The organism is Varibaculum cambriense (genome assembly GCF_032557235.1).
GTDB classification, from domain to species: Bacteria; Actinomycetota; Actinomycetes; order Actinomycetales; family Actinomycetaceae; genus Varibaculum; species Varibaculum cambriense_C.
Genome location: NZ_JAWGMB010000003.1, coordinates 220,070 through 236,347, shown reverse-complemented (window position 1 = coordinate 236,347; position 16,278 = coordinate 220,070). Strand labels below are relative to the sequence as shown.

10 protein-coding genes are annotated in these 16,278 nt (G+C 52.7%); 6 read left to right on the top strand and 4 right to left on the bottom strand.

From position 1 onward, the window contains the following. Window positions 1-74: 74 nt before the first annotated feature. Both E6072_RS04005 and E6072_RS04000 read right to left on the bottom strand, forming a co-directional pair. Window positions 75-1,808: a glycoside hydrolase family 13 protein gene (locus E6072_RS04005; protein ID WP_316693902.1), complete on the bottom strand. Its 1,734-nt coding sequence runs from the start codon at window positions 1,806-1,808 to the stop codon at window positions 75-77. Window positions 1,809-1,838: 30 nt separating this feature from the next. Beyond that, window positions 1,839-3,410: a DEAD/DEAH box helicase gene (locus tag E6072_RS04000; RefSeq protein ID WP_316693951.1), complete on the bottom strand. Its 1,572-nt coding sequence runs from the start codon at window positions 3,408-3,410 to the stop codon at window positions 1,839-1,841. Window positions 3,411-3,719: 309 nt separating this feature from the next. Here E6072_RS04000 and E6072_RS03995 point away from each other — a divergent pair, with 309 nt between their 5' ends. Further along, on the top strand, window positions 3,720-4,325 hold the full coding sequence (locus E6072_RS03995; RefSeq protein WP_316693901.1) for a ferritin-like fold-containing protein: 606 nt from the start codon (window positions 3,720-3,722) through the stop codon (window positions 4,323-4,325). Between the two features lie 178 nt (window positions 4,326-4,503). Here E6072_RS03995 and E6072_RS03990 read toward each other — a convergent pair whose 3' ends face one another. Further along, entirely contained in the window at window positions 4,504-4,731 is a 228-nt protein-coding gene (locus E6072_RS03990) for a DUF3107 domain-containing protein (RefSeq protein ID WP_316693900.1), read from the bottom strand. A gap of 258 nt (window positions 4,732-4,989) precedes the next feature. Between E6072_RS03990 and E6072_RS03985 the strand changes: the two genes are divergently transcribed. Together E6072_RS03985 and E6072_RS03980 are read left to right on the top strand one after the other, a co-directional pair. Then, window positions 4,990-8,271, top strand: a complete 3,282-nt coding sequence (locus tag E6072_RS03985; RefSeq protein ID WP_316693899.1) for a PD-(D/E)XK nuclease family protein — start codon at window positions 4,990-4,992, stop codon at window positions 8,269-8,271. Continuing rightward, window positions 8,268-11,753 (top strand): ATP-dependent DNA helicase, encoded by a 3,486-nt coding sequence (locus tag E6072_RS03980; RefSeq protein WP_316693897.1) that lies wholly within the window; start codon window positions 8,268-8,270, stop codon window positions 11,751-11,753. Before E6072_RS03985 ends, E6072_RS03980 begins: the two co-directional genes overlap by 4 nt. A gap of 13 nt (window positions 11,754-11,766) precedes the next feature. Here the strand turns inward: E6072_RS03980 and E6072_RS03975 are convergent, their stop codons facing one another. Further along, window positions 11,767-12,852: a phosphotransferase gene (locus E6072_RS03975; protein WP_316693949.1), complete on the bottom strand. Its 1,086-nt coding sequence runs from the start codon at window positions 12,850-12,852 to the stop codon at window positions 11,767-11,769. A gap of 510 nt (window positions 12,853-13,362) precedes the next feature. Here E6072_RS03975 and E6072_RS03970 point away from each other — a divergent pair. The 3 genes from E6072_RS03970 (at window position 13,363) to E6072_RS03960 (ending at window position 16,121) form a co-directional block, all read left to right on the top strand. After that, window positions 13,363-13,686: a hypothetical protein gene (locus tag E6072_RS03970; protein WP_024058465.1), complete on the top strand. Its 324-nt coding sequence runs from the start codon at window positions 13,363-13,365 to the stop codon at window positions 13,684-13,686. A gap of 248 nt (window positions 13,687-13,934) precedes the next feature. Next, window positions 13,935-14,435: a PH domain-containing protein gene (locus tag E6072_RS03965; RefSeq protein WP_316693896.1), complete on the top strand. Its 501-nt coding sequence runs from the start codon at window positions 13,935-13,937 to the stop codon at window positions 14,433-14,435. After that, complete coding sequence (locus E6072_RS03960) at window positions 14,436-16,121, top strand: PH domain-containing protein (RefSeq protein ID WP_316693894.1); 1,686 nt, start codon at window positions 14,436-14,438, stop codon at window positions 16,119-16,121. It begins immediately after the preceding gene. The last annotated feature ends 157 nt before the right edge of the window (window positions 16,122-16,278 follow it).

Here is a 16,278-nt window from a genome sequence, read left to right as displayed (position 1 = left end):
CGGTTTCACGTTGATAAATGACCCTGATTTCCGAGCTTTTCGAGGGAGTCTGCGCAGTTAAGTCCAGAAAACCCCTAGATTTCGATCCAGAGAGTTTGTCCGGGCGCGATTCTATCTCCACTACTGTGGCCAAGGCTAGGCGAGGAACCAATTCCTGGGGTGGCCAGAAGGGTTTTTGCTGAATCTGCTACCGCGACCCTAGGTAAGGGACGCGAACCTGCCCCCAGGTTAGTTACTACCACTACTTGTCGGCCAGTCGATCCGCTCACTTGTAAAGCTAGTACCTCCGGATCGCTTTCTAACCAGGTAGATTCGCCCATTCCGAGGCCGAGGTCGCGTCGAACCCTAAGCATTTTGCGGTAAAAGTTTAGCGGGGATTCCTGGTCAGATTCTTGTGCTTGTACCGACAACCCACCCCAATTATCTGGTTGTGGCAGCCAGGCGGGGCTAGCTCCCGCCGGGGAGAACCCAAAGTTAGAACCAGAATCATTTGACCAGGGCAGCGGTACCCGGCAGCCGTCGCGTCCTCGTACCCTAAAGTCAGAACGCTGCCAAGTGGGATCTTGTCGAGCCTCATCCGGGAGCTTGGTGGCATCGGGTAGTCCCAATTCTTCCCCGTTATACAGGTAGATAGAGCCGGGTAGTCCCGCGAGAAACGCGGTTGCCGATAGCGCCCGAGTTAAACCGATTTCTCTATCCGGTTGCGGGTCACTTGCCCCGATCCCGTTATCGGTATTCGCCCCGTTGGGGTAGCCGAAACGGCTGGCGTGGCGAACTTTATCGTGGTTCGACAGTACCCAAGTGGGAGGAGCGCCTACCGAGGCGGATGCTTCCTGGGTACGGCGAATGACTTTTCTAAGCGCCGCTGGCTCCCACTGGCAGTTAACCACTGAAAAGTTGAAGGCCTGGGACATTTCGTCCTCGCGCACATACATAGCTTCTTGTTCTGGGGTATTCACCCAGGCTTCGGCTACTAGCATCCGGTCGCGCCCGTATTCATCTAACACCGTCCGCCATTCGCGATAAATATCGTGAACTCCCGGCTGGTTAAAGAACGGCCCCACATCCAGGGCGCGGCCATTGTCGCTATTGGGACCTTCATAATTCAGGCGATCCGGACCTACCAAATCATCGGGCAGCGCGGGATCTTTCACTAGGCCATGTGCTACATCTACCCGGAAACCATCTACCCCGCGGTCTAACCAAAAACGCAGGTAGGAGCGGAAAAATTCATGAACTTTCGGGTTTTCCCAGTTGAAGTCAGGTTGGGAGGCATCGAAAATATGCAGATACCACCAGTCCCGGTCGCTAGCTTTACCACTTAGGGGTTCAACCTTTGACCAGGCAGAACCGCCGAACATAGAACCCCAGTTATTGGGGGTGGTATCCGCGCATTTGCGGAACATATACATATCGCGTGCCGGATCCCCGGGCTCCGCGGCTAGCGCCTGCTTAAACAGGGGGTGATCCCAAGAGGAATGATTAGGAACCACATCGATGATGGCTTTCATTCCCCGGGCATGCAGCTCGGCGAGAACCTTATCGAAAGTCTCCAAGTCACCATATTCGGGATTAATATCCAGATAATCGGATACGTCATAACCGGTATCGTGCTGGGGTGAAGGATAGAAAGGGGAAAACCAAACGGCATCGATTCCCAGTTTTTCCAGGTAGTCGATTTTTTCTAACACCCCGGCCAGATCGCCGATCCCGTCCCCGTTAGAATCGGAAAAAGAACGGGGATAAATCTGATAGATAGCGGCGCTGCGCCACCACTGATCCCAGTCACCTCGCTGAACGCGGCTCATCTATTTCTCCTTAGTGGTTGTTTAAACAGCCTAGTCTTCGCTGCCTTTGCGGCGACGCCGGCGCGCCCGACGAGGGCGCGGTTGACGCTGGGTACCTGCCCCTTGATGACTATCGCGTTCCCGACGCCGATCTCGTCCGCCTCTAGAGCCTTTACCCCGGCCGCCTCCAGAGCGGCCCCGAGAATTTTTACCGCGCCCTGAGCGTCCGCGACCCCGTCCGCGACCTCCGGTTTCCCCGAGATCTTCAAGTTTTTCGGCGGCCAGTCCGGCACGTTTACGCAGCGAACGCGGTAAGCGTCCCCCAGCGTCCTCAGGAATATCCAAATCGGTATAAAGGTGAGGGCTGGTGTGGTAGGTTTCCACCGGTTCTTCCGCACCCAGCGATAACTCTTTGTTGATCAGCTTCCAACGAGGTACGTCGTCCCAGTCCACAAAGGTGATCGCGGTTCCTGAATTGCCGGCGCGACCGGTACGTCCGATGCGGTGAATATAAATCTTGGCGTCCTCGGGACACTGATAGTTGATTACATGGGTGACATCATCGACATCAATCCCGCGCGCCGCCACATCGGTGGCTACCAGCACATCGACTTTCTCGTGTCTAAAAGCCCGTAGCGCCTGTTCGCGGGCACCCTGTCCGAGGTCCCCATGCAACGCTGCGGTCGCGAAGCCGCGTTTTCCAAGATCTTCCGCAACCCGGGCGGCAGTGCGTTTAGTGCGAGTGAAAATAATGGTGAGTCCGCGTTCGCGCGCCTGCAAAATCCGCGCCAGTACTTCAACTTTGTTGAGAGCGTGGCAACGGTAAATCACTTGCCGAGTGGTTTTCACTGTGGCGCCCTGATCATCGGGATCTTGTGCCCGAATATGGGTGGGATGTTCCATATAACGGCGAGCTAGCGCCACCACTTCCCCGGGCATAGTGGCGGAAAACAGCATAGTGTGGCGATTGGCGGGGGTGCGCGAAAGTAGCACCTCTACGTCGGGGAGGAACCCCAAATCGAGCATTTCATCGGCTTCATCTAGCACCATAGTGCGCACTGACGACAAGCTCAGATGCCCCTGTTTCATCAGGTCAATCAGGCGACCGGGAGTACCGACTACAATCTCGACTCCTCGCTTAAGATCAGCAATTTGCGGCTCAAAAGCTCGCCCGCCATAGATTTCGCAAATACGTACCTTGCGGCGGGCAGCTGCCTGGGCGGTTTCCCTCGCGACCTGGATAGCCAGCTCCCGGGTGGGTAAGACGATTAAAGCTTGCGGATGGCCAGGATCTAGCAGGTCTCCGTAGCCATCTTCATCCGGTGCCACCACGTCCTCCAGAACCGGGAGTGCAAACCCCAAGGTCTTACCAGTTCCGGTCTTTGCCTGCCCGATAATATCGTGTCGCTCGAGCGCTACCGGCAAAGTGAGGGCTTGAATCGGGAAGGGATGGATGATTCCGGCATCTGCAAGTGCCTGGCATTGCGGAGTAGAAACCCCGAAATCAGCAAAAGTTTTTTCGGAAAGATCCATAGAGGAATCGCCCACCACATCGGCTTTCGCCTGTTCAATATGCGGAGCGTGCGCCGCAGAAGTATCAGCAATTCCACTGGTTGGTTGCATATTTTCTTCAGTTGTCAATCGAATACCTTTCACGGGGATTTCCCCTGGAACTATGGAGGTAGCCGATCGCGAAAAATCTTGGCTCTCCGCTAGAGAGGCCGGGGCGAGTGCCCTATAAAAAATACTTCGTTTACGAAAACGATCGGTCAACCCGTCTTCTTCTCTTCCATCCTAACCCACCATCAGGGAGGGTAAACAATATGGGTAACACAGCTTACAGTTCTTTGAAAGCCACTTTCCCTGCTGTAGAAGCGGCGCAAGCCTGTTCAAAAGCGAGAATCAAACCCCCAGGCGCGTTAGTCTAAGAGGGTGAGTGACGCACAAAGACTAGGACTTATTGGATACTTCACCCTGGCTATGCAGCAGCGGCTAGCTAAAGACGCTTCGCTATGTCCCACGGTGGATCAAGAAATTGCCTTAGGGCAGATGTCGGCGCGGGCTTGGGAAAACTATCAAAAAGTAGCCCAGGTTAGCCAAAATGTCGAGGTTGATCTGCCAGAAGAGATGAAGCAATATATGGGACTAACCGTGCAGCTAGAGGAACGTTTGCGTCCTACTGACTGGTATGAACGCCTCGTCAAAAGCTATGTAACGATTGGAGCCATGGCCGATTTTAACCGTAGCTTAACTGGGGGACTCTCCTCGCAAGCACAAGGCGAACTTTCCGAGGTCGCCTGGGATTGCGGGCAAGAAGCTTGGGCGGCGCCGGTAATCACTCAGGCGTGTGCTACTCAGGTGACGGTACCAGCGCGACTGTCCCTGTGGGGACGGCGGGTGCTCGGAGATGTGCGTTCTACTTTCCGTCAGGCCATTGTGGGCTATCCCGAATTAACGGCTGAGGACGGGCAAGATATTCCCGAGGCGATCAAGGAACATCACCGGGCTCGGATGGAGCGTACCGGGCTGAAGGCCTAATAGCTGCAGAAATTGAGCGTCCGGATAGGCGTTTATAACCCGGGAAGAGGCAGAGCTTTTGTTAGCCATCGCGCGCTACCTTGGTTTTTTAGCGGTGCCCAGAACCCGTGGGGCACGAATCCGTGAGGCATCGGCGGCCGGTTGAGCCGCCTACCCGGTAAGCCGGGTAGGCGGGTGCTTATCCGATTCCGAATCCCACTCGTTGCGGTTGCGCCTCGCTTATCTGGCAGTAGGCGATTAAACGCGGGTTGATAAGAACCTGCTGGCTCTGCTTATTAGTTAGCGATAGCAACTCTTCGGGCTTATCTAAAGCTGCCTGCAAAGTGGCTTTAATCTGGTCAGCATCCATGGCTACTTCCAGCTCTAAAGTTTTGGCAACGCCTTTAAGTCCCAGTGAGATATTCACGTTTTCCTCCGTTTAACAGTCTTCTAGTTTTATCCTACCTGCTCGCTGCCGGGCTCTGCCTGCTTGCTAGCTAACAGCTAAAGCTTTCGAAGGGCTTTCCAACCCTAGCGGTCACCTACTACGCAAAATGCTGCCTGCGAGGTGGGCTGGGGGTAGAAATATCCGGGTTACCTACAGTGAAGTCGTGTCGAGAGCGGGAAATCGAGCCAGAGTAGCCAAACCACTACCGGAACTGAAGTTCTACCTATAATTAGTTGTATGTCATTTAGTCTGCGCACTGTTCCTTTCCCAGCCGAATTGGAGATTCCGAAGCTAGGAGAAAAGGAAAAGCAGCTACTTGAAAAGCTGCAATCGCCTAGTTCGCTAATAGTGCGGGGTTCAGCTGGCAGCGGGAAAACCATTTTAGCTCTGGCAGCTATGCAGATGCTGCACCGCCACCACAATCAGATAGTAGGAATAGCCCCTTCCCGCGCGCGAACAGAATACTTAAACACCGCGCGGGCCAGTCGAAAACTTCCGATCTCCCGGCCATTCATTACCCCTACCGCCTTGGCATTCCAGGTACTTAAAGATTTTGCTAGTGCGCGGCGCGAACAACTACCAGAACCGGTATTGCTGACCGGATCACAAGAAGACGCCCGGATTCAGGAACTATTAAAGCAGGTAGATGCACCTTGGCCGGAATATATCACCCCCGAGGTCAGGCAAACTGATTATTTCTGTTCAGAAGTGCGTGCCTTGTTTGCCACCTGTGCCCATTGGGGAATCAGCGCGCAACGTCTCGACGAGTTAGGGGGCGAACTCGCGGTTGCCGAGTGGCGCGCGGCAGCGGTATTGCTTAGTCAATACGAGCCCTCTTATAAAGACAACAGCTGGGATGCTGCCAGGATGCAAGATCGCGCTGGTCAAGTTTTAAACGGCTGGGAGCGCGACGCCGCTTTGCTCTCATCGCCCCAGCTTCCGGACTGGGTGGTGGTTGATGACCTGCAAGATTGCCCGGCTTCTACGGTGCGTCTATTGACAGAGATGGGCAAGAGGGGCACTAAAGTTTTCGCCCTTTACAACCCGCAGGTGGCGGTGGAGACTTTCCGTGGGGGCTACCCCGATGGGGGTAGTTACCTTGCCGAGCAGCTAAACTGCCCTCAGATAACGCTTAAGGAGTCTTTCCGGGAAACTTCGGGAGGGTTGCAGCTTTTAGATCCCCTCAGCACTAAGATGGACTGCGATAGTAAGCGGGAACAAAAATTCGCGGAGTTTTCTACCGTTTCCTCCCAAGCTCGGGCGATCGCAGAATATCTACGTTATCAGCACCTAACTCGCCAAGTCCCGTGGGCAGATATGGCGATTATTGCGCGGAACCGCTCCCAGCTAGACGAAATAGTTTCGCTTTTACGGGGCCTGGAGATTCCCGTAAACGAGCGGCAAAGGCCAATACTTTTCAAAGCGAACCACGTTACGGGCGCCTTATTGTCACTTTTTACTCTGCCGGGACAAAGCGAGCTCGCAAAACAGTGGGGCAAAGATCACCCGAACCCATCCAGCACCGAGCAAACTTCTGGGTCTACCTCGCAGTATTTACTGGATGACAAGCTAGTTTCCCCTCGGGGTAAAGCAATTCGACACCTGTTGCGTTCCCCGCTTTTTGCGCTAGATTCCCTGCAGATGCTGCGCTTGGAACGCGCTTTAGTGGGTGCCGATATCGCTGTAGAAGCAAAAATAGAAGACTTTTATGCCGCCATCGGTACCCCTCGGTTTCCGATTACCCAGGTTGAAATGGTAGAGGGCGGGCAGATCTTTATTCTTTGTCACCAAGTTTTAACTGCTGCATTATCTAAATTGGAAGAGCCTCCTCTGGTGGTTCTAGAAAAAATTTGGGCTTTACTGAATCTAGAAGATTCTTGGTGCCAGCGCGCCCTTTCTGGAGACGAGTTTGCTGATCAAGCCTTAGATGCGGTCATTGCCTTGGTTCGCCACGCCGAGATTTGGTCGCAGCGTCACTTAAACGCCGATATGAGGGCTTATTGCCAGGTGCTATTGCAACAAACCCAAGCCGAGGACGTGCTGACTGATACTCATGGGATAGGTTCGGCGGTAGCTTTGGAAACCGTGTTTTCTGCAGCCGGACGCACCTGGGATACCTGTGCATTAATCGGGATGCAGGACGGGCAATGGCCAGTTATTTCCGAGCGCGGTTCTCTGCTGCGTTCTGGGGAAATCTCGGATCTTCTCCATGCAACCGCGCTGCTTAGTCCCACTGGAAAACTACAATTTGCTCCCGGGGAATCTCGCAGTCGTGCCTTAGAGAGGGAACGATGTCTGGCTAGGTGCGCCCTCAGCCGGGCTCGCAGCAAAATGTTGGTTACCGTGCGCTGCGATGCTGAGGAAAACCCTTCGATATTTTTTGAAAATCTGCATGCACGCTTGGAAACTAGCAATTTTTCTGCCGCGCAATACCTGGGCAGTGATTGGGATAAACAGCCGGGAACAGGCGGCGCTTCGGAATCAGAAAACCGCGGTGATCATCAGTTATTCCCTTCGTTGCGTTCCCTGGTGGGACACTTAAGGGGAGTGCTCGCCAGCAAAACGGATGACGAAACTCGTAAAAAAGCAGTGGAAACTTTAGCGTTTCTAGCTTCTCAGGGAGCTCGATTCGCTAATCCTGATACTTGGCGTCAGGTAGGAATAGATAGTGACTGGTGGACGAATCCCGCCGGGCTAAAATCTGCTGGTAGCCGGGCAGTAATATCGCCCTCTGCTTTAGAAAACCTCAACGAATGCGAATTTCGCTGGCTGCTCTCGCGACGGGGAGGGGAAAAAGTCGAGGCTACCGGTCACGCCGCTTGGGGAACTCTCGTGCACCAGATTGCTGAAGAAATGACTAACAGTAGTTTGTCCGAGCGTTTGGCCTTCTTCTACGCCCACTGGCCCCAAGAAACTGAAGCCTTCTTTGCGCGCCAAGACGGGAAAAAACGAGAAGAAATGGTGCGCCGCCTCAGCCGCTATCTAGACGATCATAAAATGCCGGCGGTTACCGAACTTAGCTCCTATGCGCTGGTATCCGATGTAGCGATGGTGGCCGCCCGGCTAGATCGTTTAGAAGCTGGCGAGGACGGTATTAGGATCGTCGATTTTAAGACAGGTAAGACGGTTCCTAGCGAAAAAGAGCTAGCTGACCATTTACAGCTTGCCTGCTACCAATTGGTTTTAGAAGCTGCGCTGCTAGGAGGAGATAGCCGATCTTGCCAGATGCTGGCACCAGTGCTAGCCAAATCCCCAGAGCAGATTCAAAGCGCCAGTTTAATCTATCTTTCCAAGCACAAGCGGAAAGCTAGGGGAGAAACTGATTATGAAGAAATCGCGAAAGAAATGGTGCAAGCCCCGTTAACTGATGAGCAAAAAGCGTTATTGCTCGACAATATTATCCAGGCCGCAAAAGTGGTTTCCGGATCGGTATTTCGGGCGGTTGAAAACCAACGATGTGACCGTTGCTCCCTGCGTTCTAGTTGTCCCTTAAAGGCTGAAGGAGAACAAGTGCTATGAGTGATTCCCCAAATATTCGCTACTCGCCAGCGCAGATTGCTGCAGCCATTGGGCAATATTCGCCGAATGAAGATCAAGAAAAAGTTATTACTGCTCCCGTTGATCAACCAATGATGGCGATTGCCGGTGCCGGTGCGGGAAAAACTGCCACCATGGCGTTCCGAGTAGTATATCTGGTGGCTAACGGCTTAGTCGCTCCTGATCGGGTGCTAGGGCTGACCTTTTCAAATAAGGCGGATGCAGAACTGGCTAGCCGCCTGCGAGATAATCTGCAGGTCTTGGCGGCTAACCCCGATTTTTCTGAGGTAGCTGAGGTATTAACCGATCCGGAGACCGGCGGGATGATCCTGCCAGTAACCTCTACTTATAATGCTTTTGCGAACCAGATTGTGCGCCAATATGGTTCACGCTTGGGGATTTCTCCGGCAAGCATTATATTAGATGAAGCGCGCCGCTGGCAGATTATGTACGAAATTGTCAGCACCTGGCCGGGAGATTTAACTACTGATAAAACTGTCGCTACTACGGCAGGTAAGGCTCTAGCTATCGGTTCCCAAGTACGCGACCAGCTATTAGACGTCGCAAAGGTGCGAGCCGGATTAAAGCAGATGCGGGAACTATATGGCTTAGGCAAGCCGAAAGGAAGGTCACAGAAACCCAATGCTAAGATGCAAGAATTCTTGGATTCGTTAACTCATCGCAGTGAGTTACTAGATATTTTCGAAAGTTACGAGGAATACAAAAAAGAAAACGGTTACCTCGAGTATGCTGATCAAATCTACTATGCGGCTATGCTGGTCGCGCGTTTCCCCGATATACGGGGTGCGCTACGGCAACGCTATGACGTGATACTACTGGACGAGTTTCAAGATACTTCTGTGGCACAGCTCAAACTATTTTCTACTATTTTTACTGGTAAAGGCGTGATGGCAGTAGGTGACCCTAACCAGGCCATCTACGACTGGCGGGGTGCTTCCGAGCTTTCAATGCAAAATTTCTTAACCGAATTCGGGGTTGCCCCCCAAGAAATGACCAAGCATATCCAGGATATGCCGGTCACCTATCGCAACCGGGAAGAGATTTTAAAGGTAGCAAATCAGGTGGTACTGCCTTTAAGTAAACTCGCGGACGGAGAAAGCGCCCAGCAAGTTGAGCAGCAAATCCGCTTCTTGACCCAGGTTCCTAACCCGGAATATAAGATAGATCCCGCACCCTCCCCAGATGTTTTTGCCGCTCCTGCGTCCTCGGTAAAAGCTAAAGAGCTGGTTACCTGTCCGCAAAAGCGGGAAGACCCTGGAAAAGTCCATCTCTACTTTGCAAAAGACTGCGAAGAAGAAGCCGAACTAGTGGCGGATTTTTTTGCTGAGCGCTGGAGGCAGCGAAACGAAATAGCTCTCAAAAATAAACAGCTTCCACCGCAACAGCAGGAAAGCCTACCTACCGGCGCAGTATTACTGCGTAAACATTCCCAAGGTCCGTTAATCACTCAGGCGCTGCGCCGACGGGGTCTTCCGGTAGAGGTCACCGGAGTCGCTGGACTCATCTATGATCCGGCAGTTGCCGACGTGATTGCGGCACTGCAAGTATCCGCAGATGCCGGACAAGGTGATTACCTTATGCGGCTAATTACTGGGTGCGGCATTAGCCCGGCAGATATTGACCTGCTGTGGAGATGGGCAAGGCATTTGGCCAATCCAGACGAAAACCCCGATATTAATCCCCAGGCCTTCCTAATGGATGCGCTAGATGACCTCCCGGAAGTGGGATGGACATGCCCGGGAGCTGGCAGCGGTTTTAGCGCCGAAGCACATCGCCGCCTTAGTATTCTCCGCACCCAATTGGCTACTGTGCGTCGCCATATTCATGACCCCCTCGGTTTATTAGTACAACGCACGATTTTTGCTTTACGCCTGGATCTGGATGTAAAAATCCGTCCAGACGGGGGAGTATCTGAACGTTGCCTAGAAAGCTTTGTCAAAATTGCGCGCGAATATGAATCCAGTGGAGTCAGCGCGAATCTGCACAGCTTCTTAGACTGGCTCCGGCTTTCTGATGAACAAGGCTCCGGCCTTGATATGCCCTTACAGGAGCCTGATCCAAGCGCTATTCAACTAATGACTGTTCACGCAGCCAAAGGCCTGGAATGGACTTGGGTTGCACTTCCGGGACTAGATGAAAGCCGTACCCACCAGGGAAATCTTCCCAAAGCTCCCTTCAAAACGGGGAATGGTAAATGCAGTGAATCATCTTGGATTACCGATGTTGCGATGATTCCCTATGACCTGCGCCCAGATAAGGAAGTACTACCTACTATCGAGCGTGGCCTGGAAAAAAGTGGTTATGACTTTGCAGGGGAGGCCTATTCTGATAATCCCAAAGTTTTAGAAAGCTATAAATGTGCTTTGGGTTTTACCTCGCAGTTAGCTGACCGGCGCCTGGCCTATGTGGCTTTTACTCGCGCGGAGTCGGAACTACTAATTGGCGGCAGTGCTCACACCGCTACCACCAGCACTGAACGGATACCCTCCCAGTTCTTAGTGGAAATTGATTCCAGTGGGAAAATGCGGGAATTGCGGAACCGGGAACCGGTGGAAGATGATGACTGGATGCCAATCCCCAGCGAAGCCCTCTGGCCGACGCCTCCATCTGTACAATTATCGCGACTTTCAAGTGCCGCAAATGAGCTGAGAACACTAATAGCAGGCGCGCAAGATGATCGCTGGCTCCAGAGTTTACTGTCTGCTGAAGATCCCGAAGAGCTATTAGCTATCGCAGCTAAACATTCCGATTGGATGCTACAAGCAGTACAGCTTACTCGTGATGAACAAGCGGAAAAGGAAATTCGGGCTCAAGTGGAACTTCCGGTTTCAAGTGGGGTTACTCGGGCGCGTCGGTTACAGGAGGATCCGGCTGGTTTTGCTCTCAGTCAGCGGCGTCCTCTGCCAGCATTTCCATCCGGAGGCGCTACTGTAGGTACCTTGTTCCACCAGTGGGTTGATCAAGAACTGCGAGGTTGTGTGTATTCGGTGCCCCAGGATCTAGATAACGGGATGCTCAAATCGCTGCAGAGACTACAAGAAAAATGGAAATCTGGAACCGTACACCCTGATCGCGGCTGGGAGTATCTGGAGTCCGAGATTGAATTCGCGGCGCCGATGGCAACTAAACTAGTAGCCCGGATTGATGCGATTTTGCGTAACCCCGCTAGTGGCAAACCTACGATTATTGACTGGAAAACTGATTCCTTAACCTTTGACAGCTCCGGCAATATCAGCGCAGAAAGCGAAGAGGTAGTAGCGAACTATATGCGCCAAATAAATACTTATCGCCTGGTTTACGCTGATTCGCTGGGGCTGCGCTTGGAAGATGTGGAGGCGGCGCTTTATTTTGTGCGCTATGACTTATTGTGCAATCTGGACGAATGGAGTGAGCGTTTAAGTCTTCCCCAAAAACTTGAAGAGCTATTCCCGGATCTGATCTAGGTGCTGTCGCGACCTACGCGTCCTCGTTAGCTCCTGAGTCATCAGCGACTGACCCGTCCTGATCCTCGGCTACGGATTCTTCCGTAGTTGCTAGTGGCTCGCCGGCAGGGGAGCCACCCGGATTATCAGTGGCGGTCTCTTCTAAGCTGGCTAGATTTTTCTGGGTAGAGTCCTCCCGCAGGGCAGGCAACAACCCGGTACTATCTAGGGTGTCTGCTAACTGAGTAATCAACTCGCGAGCGTCAGTGATGATTTCTTTACTGTTTTGATGCACCCCGTGCATTAACCATTCCAAGAGTACTAACTCCGAATTAAGCTCAATTCGCGCATTAAGTTCAGGATCTTCGTCAAGCCGTAGTTTTCGATACTGCTCGAGCACTGCTGTGGCGAACTCATCGGAGGATGAGGAAACCACCCAGGCTAAGTCACGGGCAGGATCGCCGAACCGAGCATGCCCGAACCCAGTTATTCCACTTATAGCTTCTTTATCTATATATAGGTAGCTTTCCTGCAAATCCGCGTGGATAAAGGCACTAGCGAAACGCCAGAGGGAAATATCTTCTAAACGTTCCTCCCAGCGTTGCCACAGCCGAGGCGGTACGGCCTGGGTGGGGGCAGCTTCATCAAGTAGGCTTAGCCAGCGCCTACGAATCTGGTCAGCAGAAAAGGTAGGACGCTCGACAGCTTGTAAAACCCGGGCGGGTAGCTCGTGCAGCGCAGCAAGAGCTTGCCCTAGGGAGGTGGCAAGTTTATCTGAAACCGTTAGATCTTCCGCGCGAGCAGGTCTTCCGGGGAAAGCGGGATGGACGAGGGCGTGTTTTCCTCCCACTATCCGCACCGTGTGGGATGGCCAGGGGAGATGGAAGGGCAGGCGTGCACCATCGTGGGACAGCTCCTGCATAATCTGAGTCTGGGTTAATAGCTGCTTGTCTGCGTGTTCAGTGGTAGGACAAGTCACTAGCCACTTGCGTTCAGCGGTATCTTTTACTGCGCATACGCGCAGATCCTCGGTTTCAAATCGAGGCGAGCATAGCGAAACGAAGTCAGTTTCGGGTAGCGCGGCAGCGGCCATTGCCGCTAAGGGAAGGAAATTATCCATGTCATTCACGGTTTTAGATTATCAACTAAGCAGCGTTTGTGGGTTTAAGTAGCCGGGGTAGCTCGGTTTTCTGTTAACTCTATATATAGGTAGAGAGCGAATCCCTAGAGGATGTTCTTAGGCGTCTGGTGGTAGTAGCCCTTCGGGTAGCAGTAAATGCGGTAGGAACGTAGGACACTTCATGTGATCGCAGACACTAAAAGATTTGAAGTGATGAAAAAGTTATTAAATCTGGGTCACAGTTCAATGGTTTTTAGGGGGAAAAGCCTGGAAATTGCCAATACTTACCGGGTGGTAAATATTGGCGTTATAAGTTTGTTATAATCTATAGATCGTCTATAACCGCTGGTCAAGCTGTTAATTTGAAAACTGACCTACTTTCCACTGCATAAGTTTTTGTGAATTGTGGCGTAGATCACGCATAAATTAGGGCAATTAGCTTGCTTTCATTTGACCGGGTGGTAATATTAATACCAACAAGAAAGAATTCAGGTCGTGAGGGAGACTGAAATGAACAAGGGAACTTCGATCAAGAAGATGGCCGCTTGCGGAATCGCTGCGGCAGCGTTGATTCCTGCTGGCGTGCTGACCGCACAGGCTGCCGAAGGGCTGTCCAATGAGGGCGTTCAGACCACCGTTCAGATTCAGGCTCGTACGACCGAAGTTAGCGGCAACCTAACCGCTAACGATGTTGATGCTACGGCTTATGCGGCCAACAATCTCTCCGCGATTGACCGCATGGGCGGCGCCGGCTCCCTCGCCGGAATTGTTATCTTGGGTGGCATCGGTGCGGCCGGTGCTATCAGCCTTACACGTTCCTTTATGATCGGGTAGATCCTCTTACTACCTGAAAAAAACCCCGGGCATCCCTCAACTGCCCGGGGTTTTTCTACCTACAAATGCGGGCGAAAAATAAGGCACAGTAATGGGCGTTAGCCCGGCGTTATCCCCGTATTAGCCAGAGGTCTTCGGCGAGGGCAGGTGTCAATGGGTGCCAGTCCCGTGACAATGGCTTGTCTATCTTTCCCTACTCTTAGTACTGGGGGTGGTGCTGGTAGGATAAAAGTAAAAAAGGACAGTAGATGGTTTCCTCTCAGTTAGATCCATTCGCGCCGGCAGGGGTGAAGTTTCGTCCGGTTTCTTTGGAGCTTATTAAGGTACGTCTGGCAGCAGTAGCATTTTTTCTACTTTGCTTTGTAGCAGTGGCGATAATTCTTTTTTTCGCCCTCCCCGAAAAATGGATCGGTCTGGTGGTGATCGCTCTGGTGCTGGGAATAGCCCTTTGGTTGCTATGGCTAATTCCGAGGCAAGTACGCGCTATGGGGTGGGCAGTTACCGGAACTGACCTGCAGATTCGCAAGGGGATTATGTTTAAATCCTTAACTGTGGTTCCCCTGGGCAGGCTGCAATATGTGGACGTAGAAGAAGGCCCCGTAGCTCGTCATTTCGGGATCGCGCAAGTAAAACTGCATACCGCTTCGGCAACTACCGATGCGCAGTTGCCGGGGATTCCCCGGGAACAGGCCGCGCAATTGCGGGAAGAAATTTCTGAACTTGCCGAAACTAATCTTGAGGGTATTTAGATGGGCGAAAAGTACCGTGAAATAACCAATGAAAACTCTTCGGGATTTGCCGGGAACAACTACCCCCAAAATGAAAGCGGAAATTTGTCCGTTAACGAGGGTGACTTTAGGGCTGCCAGCACCGCAGGCGAAGAAACCTCTGCTTGGCGGCAGGTACATTGGCTCACCCCACTGCTGCAAGTGTGGCAGGCACTGGTGATTATCCTGGTGGTTGCGCTTACGCAATCGCTAAATAATCTGATTGCCCTGGTTAACTATCTCCAGGGGAATCTGGCCGGGCATCCCACATTGTTATTGCTTTTGATCGGGGTGCCGCTGGCGATACTGGCGCTGCTAATCGTCTACCTGTATTTCGCCTGGCGAGCGACCTCTTGGATAATAACCGCTACTGACGTGCAATATCGTCGCGGGATTTTCTTTAAAAAACACCGGAAGATTCCCCTCGATCGGGTGCAATCGGTAGACGTCTATCGACCATTAGCTGCTCGCATTTTTGGCTTGGGAGCTCTGCGCGTAGAGTCAGCAGGCGGTCAAGGCTCGCGGGTAGAAATCCAGTTCCTGGCGAATAAATATTTAGATCGGGCACGCCGGGAAGTAGTTGCCCGGATCGCTGGGCGCTCCCTCGCGGATGAAACCTCTCGACAGACGGGAGCTAAAGGCCTGGCCGGCACGGATCTTTTTGCCGAGGACGATTACCACTTAGCCGCAGACGAGTATGAAGTCTACCGGGTCTCGCCAGGAAGATTATTGGCTTCAATCCTGCTGTGCTCGGAAGTTATCTGGCTAATCATCACCGGGCTAGCTGCGGGGATCGGTACGGTGGTTTCCCTATTGGCGCTCAAGGTCAGTCTTAGTGCCCTAATAAGCGGGGGCATTATCTCCACGATTATTTCTCTAGCAGTCTTACCGTTGATGATCATTTCTATTGTCTGGTCACGCTTTAACTCCCGTTTCAACTTCAGTGCCAATATTACGCACGACGGTATCCGTGTCACCTCGGGGCTGCTCGCTCTCAAATCCCAGACCTTGCCGCCGGGGCGGATTCATGCCATCCGGTTTATCCAACCGCTACTGTGGAAACCTTTCGGCTGGTGGCAAGCTGAAGTTACCCTCGCCGGTCATGGGGTGGAAACCAGTGGGAACCAAAAGAAGCAGGCTGCCGATAACCTACTGTTGCCAGTAGGATCCCTGGAGCAGGCAAAAATTATTTTAGACATGGCGATTCGTGATTTAGGGATTGGCGAGGGCGCAGAAAGTGAAGAGCTGCTACAGACGGCTTTTAACGGCAAGAATTCGGATTCCCAGGCGGTGGGTTCTTTCATTTCCATTGGTAAAAAAGCCAAGATATTAGATCCTTTTGCCCGTTTTCGCCGCGCTTTTGCGGTTACCGACACTGTGCTTATCTATCGTGATGGGTGGCTGCGACGCAAAGTTACCTTTGCGCCTCATGAACGAGCCCAATCGGTTACCACCAGTGCCGGTCCCGTACAGCGGCACCTGAGGGTAGCCGGGGTGCGTCTCGATTTAGTTCCCGGCACGGCCACTATGAAAGTTCAACATCTAGATGCGCAGGTGGCAGCCCAGTTAGCCAAGGACGAACTGGCTGCTTCGAAAGTGCGCTCTAAAGTGGAACCGAATGCCCAGTGGGCAGAGCGTATGCTGCAAACCCTCCGCCCTACCTTGTAGTAGGCGTGGCAAATGTGTGCGGAGGCTAGGTTTTTCCTCTCTCCGCCCAGCACGGGAATAAGTTTTTCCTCCTGCCCTAAATCAGGCGGGAGGAAAAACCCGGCCTCCCCGCAAAGTTAGCGGTCTTTGCTAGCCGCTTAAAAGGGCGAAAGATGAG

Excerpts from the sequence above, each read along its gene's own strand:
- E6072_RS03980 (WP_316693897.1), top strand. The coding sequence starts at position 8,268 with ATGAGTGATTCCCCAAATATTCGCTACTCGCCAGCGCAGATTGCTGCA.
- E6072_RS03985 (WP_316693899.1), top strand. The coding sequence starts at position 4,990 with ATGTCATTTAGTCTGCGCACTGTTCCTTTCCCAGCCGAATTGGAGATT.
- E6072_RS03970 (WP_024058465.1), top strand. The coding sequence starts at position 13,363 with ATGAACAAGGGAACTTCGATCAAGAAGATGGCCGCTTGCGGAATCGCT.
- E6072_RS03960 (WP_316693894.1), top strand. The coding sequence starts at position 14,436 with ATGGGCGAAAAGTACCGTGAAATAACCAATGAAAACTCTTCGGGATTT.
- E6072_RS03975 (WP_316693949.1), bottom strand. The coding sequence starts at position 12,852 with ATGGATAATTTCCTTCCCTTAGCGGCAATGGCCGCTGCCGCGCTACCC.
- E6072_RS04000 (WP_316693951.1), bottom strand. The coding sequence starts at position 3,410 with ATGCAACCAACCAGTGGAATTGCTGATACTTCTGCGGCGCACGCTCCG.
- E6072_RS03965 (WP_316693896.1), top strand. The coding sequence starts at position 13,935 with ATGGTTTCCTCTCAGTTAGATCCATTCGCGCCGGCAGGGGTGAAGTTT.
- E6072_RS04005 (WP_316693902.1), bottom strand. The coding sequence starts at position 1,808 with ATGAGCCGCGTTCAGCGAGGTGACTGGGATCAGTGGTGGCGCAGCGCC.